This is a genomic window from Vagococcus sp. QWL-13 (assembly GCF_058683555.1).
On record NZ_CM178746.1, the window covers coordinates 2,295,717 to 2,309,707 of the forward strand.

General features: G+C 36.2%; 13 protein-coding genes. 3 read left to right on the forward strand and 10 right to left on the reverse strand.

Annotation, left to right across the window (positions count from 1 at the left end):
- Positions 1–48: 48 nt before the first annotated feature.
- The 5 genes from AC4PHI_RS10725 to AC4PHI_RS10745 all read right to left on the reverse strand — a co-directional run bounded on the left by AC4PHI_RS10725 (position 49) and on the right by AC4PHI_RS10745 (position 5,338).
- Positions 49–615, reverse strand: a complete 567-nt coding sequence (locus AC4PHI_RS10725) for a GrpB family protein (protein ID WP_492199859.1) — start codon at positions 613–615, stop codon at positions 49–51.
- A gap of 416 nt (positions 616–1,031) precedes the next feature.
- Positions 1,032–1,724, reverse strand: coding sequence for a tryptophan synthase subunit alpha (trpA, locus tag AC4PHI_RS10730; RefSeq protein ID WP_492199860.1), 693 nt, complete (start codon positions 1,722–1,724; stop codon positions 1,032–1,034).
- On the reverse strand, positions 1,724–3,007 hold the full coding sequence (gene ulaA / locus AC4PHI_RS10735) for a PTS ascorbate transporter subunit IIC (protein WP_492199861.1): 1,284 nt from the start codon (positions 3,005–3,007) through the stop codon (positions 1,724–1,726). The genes trpA and ulaA overlap by 1 nt, the downstream gene beginning before the upstream one ends.
- A 17-nt stretch (positions 3,008–3,024) precedes the next feature.
- The gene (locus tag AC4PHI_RS10740) at positions 3,025–3,300 is read right to left on the reverse strand and encodes a PTS sugar transporter subunit IIB (protein ID WP_492199862.1); all 276 of its coding nucleotides are present in this window, start codon (positions 3,298–3,300) and stop codon (positions 3,025–3,027) included.
- Between the two features lies 1 nt (position 3,301).
- Complete coding sequence (locus tag AC4PHI_RS10745) at positions 3,302–5,338, reverse strand: BglG family transcription antiterminator (RefSeq protein ID WP_492199863.1); 2,037 nt, start codon at positions 5,336–5,338, stop codon at positions 3,302–3,304.
- A gap of 515 nt (positions 5,339–5,853) precedes the next feature.
- Between AC4PHI_RS10745 and AC4PHI_RS10750 the strand changes: the two genes are divergently transcribed.
- Both AC4PHI_RS10750 and AC4PHI_RS10755 read left to right on the forward strand, forming a co-directional pair.
- Complete coding sequence (locus tag AC4PHI_RS10750) at positions 5,854–6,129, forward strand: DUF1905 domain-containing protein (protein WP_492199864.1); 276 nt, start codon at positions 5,854–5,856, stop codon at positions 6,127–6,129.
- A gap of 121 nt (positions 6,130–6,250) precedes the next feature.
- A complete protein-coding gene (locus tag AC4PHI_RS10755) occupies positions 6,251–6,397 on the forward strand; it encodes a hypothetical protein (RefSeq protein WP_492199865.1) in 147 nt (48 codons plus the stop codon).
- Between the two features lie 349 nt (positions 6,398–6,746).
- Here AC4PHI_RS10755 and AC4PHI_RS10760 read toward each other — a convergent pair whose 3' ends face one another.
- From AC4PHI_RS10760 to AC4PHI_RS10770, 3 genes are all read right to left on the reverse strand, one after another.
- On the reverse strand, positions 6,747–7,697 hold the full coding sequence (locus AC4PHI_RS10760) for a hypothetical protein (protein ID WP_492199866.1): 951 nt from the start codon (positions 7,695–7,697) through the stop codon (positions 6,747–6,749).
- Between the two features lies 1 nt (position 7,698).
- Positions 7,699–8,538 (reverse strand): hypothetical protein, encoded by an 840-nt coding sequence (locus tag AC4PHI_RS10765; RefSeq protein ID WP_492199867.1) that lies wholly within the window; start codon positions 8,536–8,538, stop codon positions 7,699–7,701.
- A gap of 1,027 nt (positions 8,539–9,565) precedes the next feature.
- Complete coding sequence (locus AC4PHI_RS10770; protein WP_492199868.1) at positions 9,566–10,414, reverse strand: P-loop NTPase; 849 nt, start codon at positions 10,412–10,414, stop codon at positions 9,566–9,568.
- Positions 10,415–10,979: 565 nt separating this feature from the next.
- Between AC4PHI_RS10770 and AC4PHI_RS10775 the strand changes: the two genes are divergently transcribed.
- Positions 10,980–11,591 carry a hypothetical protein gene (locus tag AC4PHI_RS10775; protein ID WP_492199869.1) on the forward strand — a complete coding sequence of 204 codons (612 nt, stop codon included), beginning with the start codon at positions 10,980–10,982 and terminating at the stop codon, positions 11,589–11,591.
- Positions 11,592–11,852: 261 nt separating this feature from the next.
- On the opposite strand, the gene AC4PHI_RS10780 is transcribed toward AC4PHI_RS10775, so the two are convergent.
- Positions 11,853–13,139 carry an ABC transporter substrate-binding protein gene (locus AC4PHI_RS10780; protein WP_492199870.1) on the reverse strand — a complete coding sequence of 429 codons (1,287 nt, stop codon included), beginning with the start codon at positions 13,137–13,139 and terminating at the stop codon, positions 11,853–11,855.
- Between the two features lie 16 nt (positions 13,140–13,155).
- The gene (locus AC4PHI_RS10785; protein ID WP_492199871.1) at positions 13,156–13,986 is read right to left on the reverse strand and encodes a carbohydrate ABC transporter permease; all 831 of its coding nucleotides are present in this window, start codon (positions 13,984–13,986) and stop codon (positions 13,156–13,158) included.
- Positions 13,987–13,991: the final 5 nt, after the last annotated feature.

Consider the following 13,991-nt stretch of genomic DNA (forward strand, 5'->3'; position numbering starts at 1 on the left):
ACTAATTTCAAAGATTACAGGTGCCCTCAATGATTCAAATATCTTATTTTAGTGATTTATATTTATGACTTGCTTCGCTTTCTCCGTGTATTTTTTAATGAACCTTCCTTTTGCATTTGTATAGCCTTCACGATCATGTTCATATTGTTTCCAAAGAGAAAGTTTTAACTCTTCATATTGTTTAGCCACTGCTGAGTAATGGTTCAAATAGTCTCTAAAATATAACTCATCATTATCTCCGATATACCGCAAATGCAGATGATACACTTTTTCGGCAAACCCATTTTCAGTATAACCTTTATTAAAAGACATCCGATTGATACTTTCTGACATAAATAGGTGCCCGTTTGTCTCAAGCACCCCCTTCACAAGCTGTAACTCAACGCTGCGGTCAAACTCTAACAGAATATCAATGATTGGTTTTGCCCAAATATCAGCAATAGCTGTACTCCCAATATGGTGGATACGAACATCGCTAAAATCATCCAAAATTGTCAATAATAATTGCTTTTCTTCCATATACCATTGAACCCATTTATCCTGGTGTTGAGTAAGGATTATTGGGAACAGCTGCCATAGTTCTTCAAAACTCATCTTTGATAGTGGGCCTCCCATGATAAACATCCTTTCTTTGAAATGTTTTTCGCTGTCACCTTAACTATAGCATGAAAATGAATTATGTTTAATAAAACCACTATTTATGATCTGATGTTCGCTTAAATTTCAAGAGGAATTGTTTGATTTTAAAAAAATATTTTGTTCATCTGGTTCTCCAGCCAACATTTTACTTTTAACTTTGATGTCTCTTACTCTATTGATGATTGAGTCTTTTTATACTCATGGTTAAACCTTGATATTTTTTACTAAGTTTTTGACAGTGAGCAACTGTTATTCAATGTTGTTGAAACTGTTTAGAATCAAATATACTCCCATCAAAGTAGATAAATCTAAACTACTTCAATGGGAGTATGTCAATTTTCATTTGAATTACTACTAAAGAATCAAGAACCACACTATTTTCAAGAGATGATCTATTTTTGCAGCTCCTTCAGATAATCCCGTATGCCCTCAATCCCTGAATGTTCATATGTTTTAATAAATTCTGTACCGATGATTGCACCATCTGCACCATTGGCAAGAACCCTTTTCACGTCCTTATCATTCTTAATACCGAAACCCACAAATGCTGGTATAGATGAATGCTCATGAATAAATTTTATTATTTCCACATAATCTTCTGACAGTTGTTCAATTTGTCCCGTTTTACCTTGAGTTGATACCACGTATGCAAAAGGTGAATCTTCTTTTAACCAGCCCGACATTTCCTGCGTCGAACTTTCTGCGGTGAACAAATGCACTGGCCCTTTTAAGTTGCTCTCAGAGGGGGAATCATCCACACAAATCACGCCTTCATAAAGACCATGATCCAACTGATCCAACTGGTAATTTTCTTTTCCTTCTTTATAAGTCATCAAGATTACTTTAAATGAAAATCTTTCCTTTATGATTGTTAAGATTTCTGTTAGTGTTGCCAAAGAAAGAGAGATATTTTTCAAAGCTTCCTGATGTGTTTTCTGAATCAGCTCTCCGTCCAGAAACGGATTGGACACGGGAAGACCGATTTCGACAAATTCTATTTTTTGCTGATCAAGAACTTCTAAAATTTCAAAAAAATCAGACATCGTCGGATAAGCAATAGTTGTAAAAATAGCAAGTCGTTTCATTAAGCACCACCGCCAATAAGCTTAAGCAAGAAACCTAGAACAGGACCGTAAACAGTGTAATCTGTTTCACTTAAAATCCGCATAATCGGTGCATAAGAACCTACGAGGGGCAATAACAGTGCCTGTCCAAAAATTAGCACTAAGCCGTTTACAAAAGACCCGATTAAGGCGCCTCTTCTTCCACCATGTGCATTTCCAAAAATAGCAGTTGCAGCCCCAGTGAAGAATGTTGGAATCAATGCTGGAAAAACGATGACTGGATAACGAATGGCTGCCAGCAGAACCATACCCAAAAGACCCGCAGTTAAACTTGACAAGAACCCTACGATAACAGAAGTAGGATATGCCGGGAAAAGCAATGGTACATCCAGTCCGGGAATTGAATTCGGGATAATTTTATCAGAAATCCCATGGAATGCCGGAATAATTTCAGACAACATCATTCTCACACCTGTCACAATAACAGTTATCCAAACACCAAACTCCACCCCTCTTAAAATTGAAAAGACAAGCAAGTCTTGCCCACCGGTAACATTTTCCATAGTCCATGAAGGATGAGCAATTAAACCTAAAGCTAAAAATAAGATTGTCATAACGATTGTTAAAGCTATGGTCATTTCACGTAAGAAATTTAATTTTTTTGGAATGTTGATTTTTTCCAGATCATTTTCTTTATTCCCTAACATTTTTCCTAACACTGACGCAATCAATAATCCAAACGAGCTTGAATGAGCTAAAGTAAAGCCTTCTGCCCCTTTAACTTCTCCGGTAAACAGTGCCACATAAGCACATGAGAAAGTCATATAAAGTCCGAGTAATAAAGCCCCCACAGCAACGATACCCCAAAATGGCAATGGCGTATTAAATTTTAATAAAGCGGCAATCAATCCTGCGAAGAAAAATGATACATGTGCTGACAAATGAACATATTTGAATCGGGTAAATCTAGCTAACAACAAGTTCATAATAAATCCAAATGCAAAAATTAAGGCCATCTCTGTTCCGATTTCAGCCAAACTTTCTGTCTGTACGGCACCAATATCTGTCGAAATCGTTTCTACATTGAAAATTTTTGCAATCATCGTTTGCAGAGGCAGCAATGCTCCACCAAGAGTTTGACCGCCAATATTGATCATGGTAAAACCAATCATGGTCTTGACAGCACTTGGTAAAATTTTATCCCAAGATTGTTTCTGTGCAAGCATTCCGACGACGACTACAATACCTATAATAAATGCTGCCTGACTTAAATAGTTGTTGATGATATACATGAAAATCCCCATGTGTCTTTCCCCCTTTTTTATAAGCTTCCGATAGCTTCAAGCAACTGTCGTTTCAAATTTTCTTTATCCATCATATTGTCGATTCTGACTATTTTTGCTGTTGATTCCCTCATTGCATCGGCAAAATCCGATGTTGTGATAACAATATCGTACGCATTCGGATTAACCGAACCAATATCAGATGCTTCTACTTCGGCTTCAATGTTTTCAGCATCCAAAATTTGTTGGGAAAATAATCTCATCATCATTGAGCTGCCGACACCTGCTCCGCAAACTGTTACAATCTTTAACATCTTAGTTTCCTCCTTTGATTACATTCATGATATCTTCGGTCTTTGTTGCCGCAAGAATTTTCTTCATCTTCGATTCATCACTTAAAATTTCCACCAGTTCAGATAGGGCTTTCAGATGGGACTGATGATCTACGGCACACAATCCAATCACGATTTTTACCGGGTCATTTTTCGGATGTCCAAAAACAACAGGTTCTTTTAAAGTTACTATGCTCAAACCAATATCCAATGCACCCTTTTCAGGTCTGGCATGGGGCATGGCGATTCCGGGAGCAATCACAATATAAGTACCATTGACTTCAACGTTCTCCAACATGGCATCTATGTAAGATGGACTGGCAAGATGCTTTTGAACTAACAGTTCTCCACTTTTTCTAACCGCCTCTTCCCGTGAAGTTGCCGGAAAATTAGTTTCTATTAAATCTGTATCCAATACTTCAATTAACATAGGCTGATAGACCTCCAATTGATTATTTTTAATTTGCCTAACACCTAACAATTTTGCCAGCTGCTTGTTCAAATTTTTTTGCTGATATGTGTCCAATGGGACAGTTCTCTGAATTGTCTGCATAATATCGGTGATTTCTACTGTTTTCAAAAAAGGTTTTAACGCCTGCCGGATTTTATCCGAATCTTCTCTGGACAGTAACGGTTCGACTTTTAGCGTTTCAGCTGAGGGATGCTGAAAATCAATAGTGGAAATAATCAAATCCACCGAGTTGTCCTCCAGCCATTCATTCGCGTTGCGCCGATTGATTACCCCTAAAATATTTAAGCTAAATGCAGATTCAAGCTTGCTTTTCAAAATGGCTGAGGTGCTGATTCCCTCGCCGCAGACTAAAACGACGTTCGCTTTCCGTTGCAATAAATGATTATTTCTTTCAATAGAAGCAATAAAAAATAAGGTGAAATATGAAAGCTCATGATCGTCAAACTTTATTCCTAATTCTTCTTCGAATAGATTGGCATGTTTTTGAATCAAGCTGTTTAAAGAAACATAATTCTCTAATACGTAGAGGTACATAGGGTTCTCCAGCTGACTATTTGCTAAAACCCGATAGTACGCTGGCCGCAAATGATTGATAATTCCTTGAAATAACAGCGCATCATTAATAAAAGACGGAAAACGATAATCTTGGGACACCTGTTCTATAAATTGATTCACCAACAAATTAAAAGAGACCCAATTTTCAAATAAAACCTCTTTCGCTTGATTGATTACCGGTGATTCGTTAAATATTTCTGCTAAGTGAAGTATCTCAAGTACCGAAACTTCTCTTTCCCAAGAGGCCTCAATAGCTTTTTTTTCATTTAAAAAAGCCTTCTCTTCGTTCCCTAATACATTACTAGCAGCTTTTTTCTCCAAGTTTTTTTCAATCTGCAGACGCCGGTACGATACCCAGAAAGCTAAAATAAGCTTGTCAAACGCGGCATCACTTAATAAAATATCCAATTTTTTACAAATCTTCGTGAGAATCTTCTCTGCATCTTCCAAAATTTGTTTGTCCCTGTTATCTTCACTAAGATTGAAAAACAACGGGTCATCGGTTAAAGTTTGTAAAAGCAGATGGCGGATATTCTTTTCCTGCCCAATCACTCTAAGACCTTTAAACGGTTTAGTCTCCAAAGTAATAGAATAGGCTGACAGTTGCTTTTTAATAGAGCTTAAATCCTTTGTAATCGTATTACGGGAAACTGTCATCTTCTGCGCCAATTCTTCTAGACTGAAAAAATCTGGTGTCAGAAGTATCTCTTCTAAAATCCGCATACGCCGTATTTTAGGATCTGTCACCAATAACACCGGCTCCAGTAAAAGTAATTTTTCAAATTCAAAATTAATATCATCATTAAATGTCAAAATGCCCTTATTGATAATGATTTGCGGCTGACTTGCGGCTTGAAGCAGTTCATTCAATTTTTTTATATCATTATAAATCGTCCGATGACTGACACCGTATTTTTCCGCCAAGTCTGCAATTGACATTTCTTTTCGTTTGATGCAAATGAGGGTAAAAAGCTGAGAAAGTCGACTATCCATTTTGGTACTCCTCCTTTACAAATTTAGTATAGCTTAAAGTCAAATGGGCCACCAAAGCCAAGATATTTCACAAGTAATGAAATAAAAAGGTTTCGTCTTATCATCTCCAGTAACTAAACTCAAATTTATAATATTTAATCTAACATAATTTATTTCTTTGTATAAAAAATACATTTATCAATAAGTAATGATCATTTTTCGTCTTCAAGCTAAGAAAGAAAGCAAATCTTATCAGATAATGATATCTATCCCGATTATTTAGTTTAATTTACACAATCAATCAAGTCCAAAATTTTGTACTAAAGTAATTAAAAATTTTTGTCTTTGTTTTATTTTAGAGAATATGTTTCATTTTTTTATAGTGGAAAACACATCATAGAAAATGCCAGTTCATTTTAAATTTGTCAGGTAAATTGATGAATCGAGATATTCTTTTATCGTTGTTTGAAGTTCTGATACGGGGTATAATTTCATTAATAATCCATTGAAATCATTATTTGAAAGGAGTCATCACGATGAGCAAAACATATGAATTTGATGCTGTGATTATTAAAATTCCTGACAAGGATGCAGCCTATGTAGAAATACCATTTGATGTAAAGGAAATTTTCGGAAAAGGACGTGTTCTTGTTCATGCTACCTTTGACGGTGAGCCATACGATGGGCAAGTCGTTAGGATGGGAACTCCTTGCCATATCATCGGCATCCGGAAAGACATCCGAGCAAAAATAGGCAAACAGCCGGGGGATTTGATACACGTTACTTTACGGGAAAGAGAAACGAAAAAGTAGTCAACTTGTACAAATTTGAAAGTCAAAGGATAATCTCCCTCACATTAGAAAATATCAAACAATCCCAAAAAGTGATGTTTTTAATAAAATAAATGTCGCGGGTTAGTTAAGGATGAAGGATATGGATAAAAACGAACCTATCTACGGTTTGTATGCATTAATTGCAACCACTCCAAAGCCGCTACATAACACAGAAAAAATCACGCGACCAAACATAGAACAAAGTATCGCCTACCAAAAATTAGCAGAAACTTATTTCGAAGATTGAATGATGTTCATAATTACTGTATAGCAAAATACCAGCTTATCTTTTTTCACATACCAGCAAGCAATATAAAAAACTATGTTCCCTTTAGATTCTGAAATGAGAATATCCCACAATAAATAGCCATCCAAAAATGGATGGCTGTTTAGTATTTCATGTATTAGATTATTGCGGCCCTTCTGCTTTTACCGGGTATTTTAAAACAGCTAAGGACAACGCCGTTAAAATCAATGCACTGGATAGAAATCATTTTATCTGCCATTAGAGTCTTAACAAAACAGACCATAATGATAGTTTCAAAGTAAAGTGTTTTAAGCATTTTTTTCTTTTTTACTATCAAGTCCCTGTTTTCCTAGCGGTCTTCATCTAAAAAACCAATAATAAATGTATCAGTGTTCTGGGGTAGATAAACAATCTCAATTTCACCCTTTTTGAGAGTATGCATCTCCGTCAAAGGGATAACTTGTTTAAAATGTTTTCTTTCCACCCCACCTGAATCATTATTAAAACGTATTTTAAAACGTATTTGGGGCTGTTCATTTATGTACGTCCCTGTCTGAGAAAAATCAACAATCTCCCCTCGGGTGGTTTTCCCATAGAGCAGTAGTTTGCCAAAGTCTTCTCTTGATTTCAAAGTGCCCAGTTGGTAGTCTGTTTGAATCGCAGTATCAGCATTAAAGGTTGCTCTTAGTAGTCTTGAAATAAAAATACCAATGACCGGAGCCCAAAACCAAGGCGTAAAAGGAGTTAAAAATCTCCAGCCGTAACCGTCATTTAAAAAGTAGTAAGAAATCAGAAAAAAAGCAATCCCATAGATGATATTAAAAATAAGCCAAAACCACGGCCACGGTCTGAATCTAGTTTCAAAACGGGCAGCTTCTATCGTAAAAGCCGGGTTAAATCCATTTTGGTTTAATTTGAGGTCAATATGTTTCCCTGTTTCATATCTTCTTTCGTGTGGTTTGGAGTCAATCAAATTAATATTAGTTTTTATTTGATTTCCCGCCAGATTAGGAAAAACAACCACCAGACTAGTCGTCGGGTACTCCTCCAAATCATGGGACTCTTGATGCCCAATAATTTCTGCCTGAACAAGTTTACCGTTAGTTTGAACTTTTTGGTGTTTTCTTAGCAATTTTTTTGGGTGAGTGATAAAACCTAAAATTTGTAAACTTTGCACCAACCACAAAACAATGCCGATCAATAGCATAATCGTTGCAACGATAGGAGTTGTTCTAACAACAGGTAGTCCTAGAAAAAACAACGGGAAAATATACATAAAAAAGATGGGTAGAAAAAGCATATTAAAACCTCTCTTTCTGTAGTAAGGTACCCTCTGCATCAAAAGTTAAGTAGTAGCCTTCTCTTGACCCTTGAAGTATTGTTCCAAAGACCAGCTCCCCTTGATTAAGTCGCGTGTAAATATAAGTAATTCCTATTTCATGATTCATGGTATCAAATTCTCTATAGTCTCCCATTTCTTTTAAAATTTCGATGCCAGACTGTATGACTTTGTCAATAGTCTCAAAAGGAATATCAGCAAGGGGAATGGCTTGCGTCATCGGTGCAACCTCGGGACCTATTTTTTCCGGAGTTATTTTCCACTCATTTTCATTAAGGTACATATAACTATCAACATGATTAGGATTCTCTGGATTCACAAGCTTAATGAATAAATAGGTAGGATAGATGTATATATCTCCTTTATGGACGTATAAATCCTCCCTTCCTAAGACTTGATAGAGGTTTTCCCTGATCTGATTAAGTTTTTCGTGATTCAGCAACAGATTATCATCGTTTAACTGGCTAGCTATTTTTTTGATCTCTTCTTCCGATAAATAGCGTTCAATCTCATGTTCATTTAGATACTGCTCCATATTTCTAGAGAAAGTTGTTGAAAATTTAAAACCCATCTTGTCCTCAGCATCACTGACAATATCACTTTTAAAAATCCTTTCATTACTTTCATCTATAAAAATATCTTTTACCTTCTCAAAGAAACTCCTGTTTTTTAGTTCTTCTTCAGCATTGAATTTTCCCGGCTGAGTAGCAAACGTGTCTTCTACTGCTTTTTCTACCGATTTACAAGAAGACATAAAAATCATGGTTGCGAGAATCATCCCCGTAAACATTATTTTTCTCATTTTTTCTCCTTAGAATTGTGACATGCTTTGAAACTATTTGAAGATTGCGACTCCTTGTACCTTATTGAATCTCAAACTGTTATGACAAAAAGATGTCGTTTTTCAAACAAAAAGTGCCAACCTCACGTGCAAAAGTATCTATTCTGTTGTTTTATTCTTATTGATTTTGTAGTCATCCACTCATGAAACTTTCCTTATGAAAACCGCTTGTTAATAAGATTTTCAAAGTAGAAGAGTCGGTTTAGTCCATAAGTAGGATTAAATTTGAAACATCTATTTCTTTAATGATGACGGTGTAAAAAAACTAGTATCATTGAACTGCCTCACCTCCCTTCAAGTTACAGTCTCAGGTCTAATAAAAACAACAATGAAACTTTTGGCGTGTTGCCTGAAACCTGCTCTTGTTAAAAGTATTGGTTGGTCCTTACAATTTACAAAATTTTTTGCTTGAGATAATTCTAAAAAGTCTCTCTTAAACTGTTATTTAGAAATGAATTTATACATTATATTTCAGTTATATGCATTAAGTATAAGATGTCTTCATATCACCGTCAAAATATCTGTCCAACAATAAGATGATTTTTATTTTGTCAATTTTAACCACCGTTCCTTTTCGTAAGCCTTAAACTTCTACCACGCCCTAGGAGCTATAAACACCGTGGTGACAGTTGGAAGTAAGATATATTTTTTGTAAATCATTCCCCAAGAAGCTGCTGTCGTACTTTTGCTAAACTATTGCTCATGACCAAATCCGAACATCTTTTGTGATTGAAATTTGAGACATTTTCTTATAAATCGTGAAAGTCCTGAAAAATAAAAAGACCTTGAAAGATATGGTTCTTTCAGGGTCATAAATTCGTTATATTGTTCTATTTTCTTAACCGGTCGGGTACACTCCCGAAGCATGCTCATAGATTTCAGATACAGGCCGATTGAAATGCAATCAATTCACATGAAGTTCATGGTGAAAATAGTCCTTTAACCTAGCGTGTTCCATTGTTTTGAACCGCATTTAATTATACAAACCTTACTCTTCTGTTTCTTCAATCATCTCTTTTAAAATTTCCCCGACAGGCTCGAGCCAATGCCCTTCAAAAAGCTCTATCATCCCTTGGTCGCATGCTGCTGAAATTTTCGGGTCAATGGGTAATTTCACAAGAACATCTAAATTATGTTTCTCCGCTATTTCTTCGATATGACTCTCCCCAAAAATTTGATAATTTTTGCCGTTATCCGGACATTTAAAGTAAGACATATTTTCAACTAAACCGATAATAGGAACATTCATCATCTCCGCCATTTTGACCGCTTTGGAAACAATCATGGAAACCAGCTCTTGAGGAGAAGTCACAACGATGATTCCATCCACAGGAATGGATTGAAACACTGTCAAAGGAACATCCCCTGTCCCTGGCGGCATATCAATAAACATAAAATCTATTCCTGCCCATACAACATCCGTCCAGAACTGTTTAACCCTACCGGCAATAATCGGTCCACGCCAGACAACCGGGTCAGAAGGGTCTTCCAAAAGTAAATTTACTGACATCGTATCAATCCCTGTTTTCGTTCTGACAGGAAACAGACCAAATTCACTGCCTTTCGCTCTTTCTGTGAGACCAAATGCTTTGGGAATAGACGGCCCTGTGATATCTGCATCAAGGATACCCACGTTGTAACCCATCCGCTTCATCGTCACCGCAAGCATGGAAGTCACAAGAGATTTCCCCACACCCCCTTTTCCGCTCACAACACCTATCACCTTTTTAATACTGCTCATTTCATGGGGATTTTCCGAGAAGTCAACCATGGGATCTCTTCTTTCTGCACAATCTTCTGCGCAACTGCTGCAATTGTCATTACAATTTTCACTCATTCTTTTTTACTCCTTTATATCAGATCAACAATTCTCTACCCTTAAACAAGTAATAATTTTTCTTCCGCACTCAAGACTAAATAAAACTTCACTTATCAGGTATCATACGGCTCTGTAATTCCATTTTCCAGAAAATTTGTCAATCTCTTTTCTGTTTAACATGTTCAATATATCACAATTTATTATAGCACATTTCTCTTGTCAATCCGATAGCATCCATCGGAAAATATCTGTCAGTCAAAGTCAAAAACAGAATTATTCCTAAGAATTATCACATTTAATGAACCGACATGGAAACTGATTACTGGAAAATCAGTCCAGCAGTTTGAATGGTTACACTCAGTTCGATTCAACCACTAAAATAATCCTAATGAAGTGATTTTTTTTGCTGCTTGGATTCTTCATAAATAAAAATAACAGCATCTCGGAAAAAAACATCTATACTTGAAAGTATTATATCTATTTTGCCTGCTGACCTGTCTCACTTTGATTCTTTTAATAGTCATTTTAGTTCAATTATTTGTATGATATAATCAAAGCATTAGTTGTTGGGGGGACATCTGCCATGAAAACCACGATGAAAAAAATTAGCACCGCAGTGAAATATTGTTTGTTTTATCTTTTTTTATTCTCGATTATTTCCTTGACAATCGATATATTTGAACAGAAATATAGCTCAAATTACAGCGATGTAGAAATAACCGATTTTAACCTTTTAGTTTCTTTATTACTAGCCTTTGCCGTTTGCATCGCTATCTCTATCATAAATAAAGTCAAGAAATTGCGTGTACTGGAAGTGCAAATGAATCAAACAGTCCAATCATGGAATCACTATTTGAGTGAAAGAGAACAGCTTTTCACTAAGCTGACAGAGACTTATAATGAAACTTTTCAAAAAAGAGAAAAAACTATCGGATTTATGAGTACTGAAGTAAACACTGTTATCGTGAAAAAAATCCAATCCTATGAAGACATTGATATATTATTGGAAACTTATCCTAGGACAGAAAGAATCGACCAGTTATTGGGGAAGGTAACAGAGAATTCGGAAAATCTTCAGCAAATACAGGAAAATTATCAAGAAACTTCCTTTAATTATACTAATCTTACAAAAAGCTTCATTACCAGAAAATTTTCTAGCGCGAAAGTGGCAAATGAATTTTTTTCGCTCTCATGAGGGAGTGTTGGAAGAAGGCTAGCTATTGAAGGAACTCGTAGCAAAACTAAACTGAATAAGAACTGATCATCAAAAGAGAAGGAGCTTGGCAAGATAAAATTCTGCCCAGCTCCTTCTTTTATACTATTGAACTTAAAAGAAATATGTTTTAAAATTATCAGCTGTTTACTTTGAGTATCAACAAAATATATCATCATTTTAAGATATAGACTGTGACTCCTTCTTAGGAATTATTTTTGTAAAATCAATACTGTATTACTTCTACAAATCATCTTCTTCCAAAGCCTCACTTAGCCGGTCGCTTAACTTTTTGATACCATCATCGACTGTTTTGTCTCCACCTAGCATTGCTTGCAGCTCTTCCACCACAATATTATTTAATTCGCTGCCATTATCCAGCAAAGCAAATTCAAGCGTTCGCTGGTCACTTTCAATATGAAGCCAGTCGTTTACCCATTCATTTTCTTTAACTTCTTCTCCTTCGATAACATTTTTTACAACAGGCGGCATACCATTTGATTCCAAGTATTTAAGCGAGATATCATCTGATAAAATAGTTTTAATCAACTCTCCAGCAGCTTCTACGTTAGCAGACTTTTTAAATACTACTAGCAAATGTCCCCAGTTAGCTGCTTGAGAAGAATCACCTTCACTTTTGACTGGACGTCTCATGACGCCTACTTTATCAGTGTCCATGCCGCTACTTTCTGCCACACCTTTTGCAATGATTGCATCATCATAGAAGGCCATCTTTCCTTCTGAAAACATTTGACGTGCATCAAAACGTGTAATGTTCATTTGGATAAAATTATTATCTACCAATGATTTGTACCAATTAATTGCCTCTTTTCCTGCTTCATTGTTAATACTAACTTTTCCATCTTCTAACAAACTGCCGCCAAATGTCCATAACCAAGGCTGAAAGTCCGTAGACATTGTGCCCTCTTTAGTGGCTACACCATAAGGGATAATTGAATCATCAAGCTCTTTCAGTTTTTTCATGCAGTCTTCAAATTCTTCAATCGTTACCGGTGGCTCATTATAACCCACTTCTTCTAGAAGCTCTTTATTATACACCATCTCCATAGGTGCTGTTGACCACGGCACTGCCAGTTGTGCTCCATCAACTTGTCCGATTTCCAGTGTTTCATCACTGAAATTTTCGGATAAGTAATCTGCACCAACAACTTTCGATACGTCCTCTAAAATCCCCATTTTAGACAAAGCCCCAAACATTGTAATATCCACCTGTGCAACATCCAGCTGTTCAGACCCACTGTTCCGAATGATCAGCTGTTGCTGTGTATCTGCATAAGGCCAGCCTAACCATTCTGCCTTCACATCGCTTTTTTCATTGAACGTATCCACCATGCTTTTGATAATGTCTTTTGTAGCATCCTCTTCGCCAGACCAACCCGCCCATACAATCTTATCACTCGCATCTGTGCTTTTACTTTTTCCATCATCATTATCACCCTTACCACACCCGGCTAGCAAAACACCGGCTAACGATAAACAAAGAAAACCTTTCAACCATTTTCTATCCACAATAATTCCTCCTAAATTATTCTTTAACTGCGCCAGCAGTTAAGCCTGCGATAAAATATTTTTGCAACAAAATGAAAATGATCGTAACTGGAATTGAAACTAAAATTGAAGCTGCCATCATCTCTGACCAATTATTTGTAAACTCTCCTAGATACTTCATAGTTAATCCCGGTGCCAATGTTCTTTTTTCGGCATTTGTTATCAGTGTGATTGAATATAGGAGATCGTTCCAACTCCAAACGAAACCATAAATAGCTGTGGAAATCACACCTGGAATCGATATTGGGAAAATTAGTTTAAAAATGATAGTCAACCAGCCCGCACCGTCTATTTTTGCAGATTCAATCAATGAATCGGGCAGCTGGTCAAAATAAGCTTTTAGTGTCCATGTACCTACTGGCAAAATGAATGCCACATAAGACAAAATCAAAGATAAATAACTTCCATCCAAACCGAGTTTCTGCATGATGATATAAAGGGTCAATAACAAGATTGCCTGAGGAAAAGCTTGTGCCATCATAATCAAAGCCATAAATGACCCTCTGCCGCGGTAATGAAATTTTGAAAAACTAAAACCTGCAAACATTGAGACTAATGTACTAGCAAAGCTACTGATAAAAGAGACAAATAAACTATTACGCATATATCTCAATAACTGAGGATCTGTCACGACCTTTTTCAGATTCTCCAAAGTAAAACTGGTGAAGAACAATGACACATTATAAGTTTGATCACTTGTTTTTAGAGCCGTATTGATTAACCAAAACAACGGGAAAAAAACAAAGAGACCAATCAGTACTGCTGATAATAAGATAAAGAATTTAAAGCCTTTAGTTTTTGTAAACATGTTCT

What these genes read in the sequence shown, in the direction of transcription:
- trpA (WP_492199860.1), bottom strand. Translation starts at nt 1,724, where the DNA reads ATGAAACGACTTGCTATTTTTACAACTATTGCTTATCCGACGATGTCT.
- AC4PHI_RS10740 (WP_492199862.1), bottom strand. Translation starts at nt 3,300, where the DNA reads ATGTTAAAGATTGTAACAGTTTGCGGAGCAGGTGTCGGCAGCTCAATG.
- AC4PHI_RS10775 (WP_492199869.1), top strand. Translation starts at nt 10,980, where the DNA reads ATGAAAACCACGATGAAAAAAATTAGCACCGCAGTGAAATATTGTTTG.
- AC4PHI_RS10765 (WP_492199867.1), bottom strand. Translation starts at nt 8,538, where the DNA reads ATGAGAAAAATAATGTTTACGGGGATGATTCTCGCAACCATGATTTTT.
- AC4PHI_RS10785 (WP_492199871.1), bottom strand. Translation starts at nt 13,986, where the DNA reads ATGTTTACAAAAACTAAAGGCTTTAAATTCTTTATCTTATTATCAGCA.
- AC4PHI_RS10750 (WP_492199864.1), top strand. Translation starts at nt 5,854, where the DNA reads ATGAGCAAAACATATGAATTTGATGCTGTGATTATTAAAATTCCTGAC.
- AC4PHI_RS10760 (WP_492199866.1), bottom strand. Translation starts at nt 7,697, where the DNA reads ATGCTTTTTCTACCCATCTTTTTTATGTATATTTTCCCGTTGTTTTTT.
- AC4PHI_RS10745 (WP_492199863.1), bottom strand. Translation starts at nt 5,338, where the DNA reads ATGGATAGTCGACTTTCTCAGCTTTTTACCCTCATTTGCATCAAACGA.
- AC4PHI_RS10755 (WP_492199865.1), top strand. Translation starts at nt 6,251, where the DNA reads ATGGATAAAAACGAACCTATCTACGGTTTGTATGCATTAATTGCAACC.
- AC4PHI_RS10725 (WP_492199859.1), bottom strand. Translation starts at nt 615, where the DNA reads ATGGGAGGCCCACTATCAAAGATGAGTTTTGAAGAACTATGGCAGCTG.
- ulaA (WP_492199861.1), bottom strand. Translation starts at nt 3,007, where the DNA reads ATGGGGATTTTCATGTATATCATCAACAACTATTTAAGTCAGGCAGCA.
- AC4PHI_RS10770 (WP_492199868.1), bottom strand. Translation starts at nt 10,414, where the DNA reads ATGAGTGAAAATTGTAATGACAATTGCAGCAGTTGCGCAGAAGATTGT.